The 3724-nt window shown below is 68.6% G+C and carries 2 protein-coding genes; both read left to right on the forward strand.

The features are described 5' to 3' along the window. Positions 1 to 2327: beta strand repeat-containing protein (locus ACFWZ3_RS17220; RefSeq protein ID WP_439708900.1), on the forward strand; the 2327-nt coding region annotated here is incomplete at its 5' end. Beyond that, positions 2320 to 3414 (forward strand): hypothetical protein, encoded by a 1095-nt coding sequence (locus ACFWZ3_RS17225; RefSeq protein WP_439708901.1) that lies wholly within the window; start codon positions 2320 to 2322, stop codon positions 3412 to 3414. The genes ACFWZ3_RS17220 and ACFWZ3_RS17225, both read left to right, overlap by 8 nt. Positions 3415 to 3724 lie beyond the last annotated feature (310 nt).

Genomic DNA, 3724 nt, shown 5'->3' on the forward strand with positions numbered 1-3724 from the left:
CGGTGAATGGCAGCGTGGCGAGCAACGGCCAGGCACTGAGCCTGAGTGGCGGGGCCCTGGCGTTGAACGGGGCGGTGAACAGCGGCGCAGGGACGACGACGCTCACCGCGAGCGGAGCGATCACCGAAGGCACCCATGGCGTACTGACGGCAGCGACGCTCAGCGGCAGCGCGACCGGCGCGGCCATGCTCACCGGCGCGAACCAGGTCGGCGCGCTGGGCAACTTCAGCGCGAACGGCTTCAGCCTGACGAACGCGCGGGCGCTGACGGTGGCCGGCGCGGTGAATGGGGGCGCATCCGGCGTCATGCTGATCACCACGGACGGCAAGCTCACGGTGAACGGAGGCGTCAACGGAGGTACCGTGAACCTGCACAGCGCAGGCGATCTCACCCTCAACGCGGGGGTGAACAGCGGTAGCGGCACCACCACGCTCACCTCCGCGGGCGCCATTGACGAAGGCAGCAGCGGCGAAATCACCGCCGGCAAGCTGACAGGCACCTCCGCGGGCGCCACCACGCTCGATGGAGCGAACCGGATCGGCGCGCTGGAAAGCTTCGGCGCCAACGGCTTCATCCTGACCAATGCACAGGCGCTGGCGGTGGCCGGCACGGTGAACGGTGGCAATGGCACCACCGGCATCACCACCACCGCTGGCGCACTTACGGTGCACGCCAACGTCGCCGGTGCCTCGGTTGTGCTGACCGGACAGGCCGGCCTGGGCATCAACGGCCATGTCGATAGCGGCGCCGGCAGCACGAGCCTGAACTCCGGCGGGACGATCGAAGAAGGCGCGAGCGGCCTCATCACCGCGGGCACGCTGAACGGCAGCGCCGATGGTGCGGTAGCGCTCGACGGAACCAACGCGATCGTGAGCCTGGGCGACTTCAGCTCGAAGGGTTTCAGTCTGGAGAACGCGCAGGCGTTGACGGTGGCCGGCACGGTCAACGGCGGCAGCGGCGCGACCCGTCTGGCCACCACCACGGGCACACTGACCGTAGGCGGCAGCATCGCTGGCGGCTCGGTGAACCTCGATAGTGGCAGCAGCCTGGCGATCGATGGCCGCGTGAACAGCGGCAGCGGCACGACCACGCTGACCTCGCGCGACGCGATCAGCGAAGGCAGCAGCGGCGTCGTTACCGCCGGCACGCTGCTGGGCAATGCGTCAGGCGCAGCCGTGCTGGGCGGGGCCAACCAGATCGGCAACCTGGGCGGTTTCAGCGCGAACGGCATCAGCGTGACGAATGCGCAGGCATTGACGGTGACAGGCGCGGTGAACAGCGGCAGCGGCGCGACCAGCCTTGCCACCACGGCGGGCGCCTTGACGATCAACGGCAATGTTGCCGGTAGCGCTGTCGCGCTCGATGGCCGTAGTGACCTGGCGATCAACGCCGGCGTGAATAGCGGCACCGGCATGACCACGCTGCGTTCCGGCGGCGCAATCAGCGAGGGTGCCAAAGGCGCGGTTACCGCGGGCGTTCTCACCGGCCAGTCGGTTGGCAGCACCACGCTGGACCCGGCAAACATGATCGGCACGCTGGACGACTTCACGGCAAACGGCTTCTACCTGCTCAACGGGCAGTCGCTCGCCGTTGCCGGCAGCGTCGATGGTGGCAGCGGCATCGCGCTGCAAACGACCAGTGGTGATATGACGATCGCCGGCGCATTGTCCGCAGACCTTGTTACGCTGAAGTCCGCGGGTGCCATCGACGGCGGTGCGGCCGGCAGCATCTTCGCTGCCACGCTTACCGGCAGCGCGGGTGGCCCGACCAGGTTGGGCACGTCCCTGCAGTTCATGGACAACCGCGTGGGCACGCTCGGCGGCTTCTCCTCCCCAGCCGGTTTCAGCTTCACCAATGGGCAGACACTGACGCTGGCCTCGGTGGGTGGTAGCGCATACACGGTGAATGCGGGTACGGCCGAGCTGTATCTCGGCGTACACGATGGCGACCTGCTCCAACAGGGCACCAACTGGCTGTACAACGGCAGCGGCACATGGTCGTCGACCGGGCGCATCGGCACCAGCAACGCGCCGATCTATGTCACCGGCGTATCCAACCAGGTGGTGTCCGGCATTGGCCTGCCACCGGCGTATTTCTATGCAGTGGATGCGCGCGGGAACCCGTTGCCGGTGATCGGCGGACCCAGTGTCAACGTGCCGACCTCGGTCCTGACCAGCCGCGCACAGAACGGCAACCATGGCGATGCCTACATCGACTCCGGCGTCATCACCGCCAACTACCGCTCGTTTGGCATCGTGCCCTCCGGCATCCTGTTGCCCACCGACCAGCAGGCCTGCGATCCGGAAATGGAGGAATGCGATGAGTAAGCCGCTCCGCCTGCGCCAGGCGGCTGGGCTCGGGCTGCTCTTCGCCCTGGCCGCGCCGGCGTGGGCGCAGCTTCCGCCGCGGTTGACGGCCGGGGGCGTAGCCGACCAGCTCGACGCCGCACGGCAACGCCTGGCCGGCCAGCCGGATGCCGCGGCGATGACGGAACAGCTGCAGGCGCTCGCGCAAAACCTGCGTGGCGCGCTGGGTAAACAGCTCGCACAGCCGCTGACCGCGCTGGACGACCGCGCGCGCGGCCAAGTCCTGCGCGCGCACGCCGCCGCGCAACTGGCCGCGGACTTTGCCGACAATGCCGGGGGCTGTCGCGAGGGCGAGCTCGCCGCCATGGCGCAGGCGCTTGCGCTCTCGGTTCGCCAACTCGCGCAGGCGCCGGCCGAGGGCAAGCCGATGCAGGCGACCATCGACCGGGTCGAAAGCGCAGACCATACGGCAGTGTTTGCGCTGCGCATGGCGGACAAGCCGGTCGCGCTGGCGTTGGTGGGCAGCGAACTCCACGATCCGCAGTGCCCGGACCCGCAGCTGACCGCCACCGATGCCAACGGCACGCCGCTGTCCGTGCAGCCTCGCATCACGGGGGTGCTGCCCACGCGCATCGAGTTCGAGTGGCCAGCAACCGTCTCGCTTGTGCCGGGCAGTTATGTGCTGCACGCGCGGCCGCAGCACAAGGCCTTCCTGGTCGGCTGCAGCGCGCAACCGGAGGCGACTGTTGCGGTGCAAGTGGTGCCGGCGCCGACATTCACCGTGAGCTATGCACTGGAGGCGGTGTGCGGCCGGGCCGCCTCGCGCACGGTGGCGCTGGGCAAGGGCACTTTGCCGCCGCTCGGTGGTTACGGTGCGACCGTGGCGCAGGCTATCGATACTTCCGCCTGCGGAGATCCGGTTGCCTACCGGATCTGGGCCACGGTCGCCTATGCCGACGGCGCCAGCGCAACGGCCGGTCCGTTCGAGCAGAGCGCGGACGCCAATGCCACGGTGGGGCTTCCGGGTGGGCTGTCGTTGAGTTGGGACCCGGCGGTGCGCCAGCTGTTCGTGCGTTCGGGCGCGCCGATGTGCAAGGGCGTGCGTTGACCTTCAGCTATCTCCCTCTCCCCTCCGGGGAGAGGGTTGGGGTGAGGGCCGGGGTTCGCGGGGCTGTCTGGTACTTGGCTCCCTCTCCCCTCCGGGAAGAGGGCTTGGGTGAGGGCCCGGGGCTCGCCGGGCTGCCTGCGAGAGCGCTGCCTTGCTTGTCGTTCTTGCGCGGCCTTTCCTCGACTTGGCTCGCCTGCCGCGGGCTTCCGATCGCCTACCGGCGCTCGGGTCACTTTCTTTGCTGGCCCAAAGAAAGTAACCAAAGAAATGGCCTGCTAAGCCCGGTGAGGGATAAGAGCTAGGTACCGCC

The organism is Frateuria sp. GZRR35, assembly GCF_051900415.1.
Classification (GTDB): domain Bacteria; phylum Pseudomonadota; class Gammaproteobacteria; order Xanthomonadales; family Rhodanobacteraceae; genus Frateuria_A.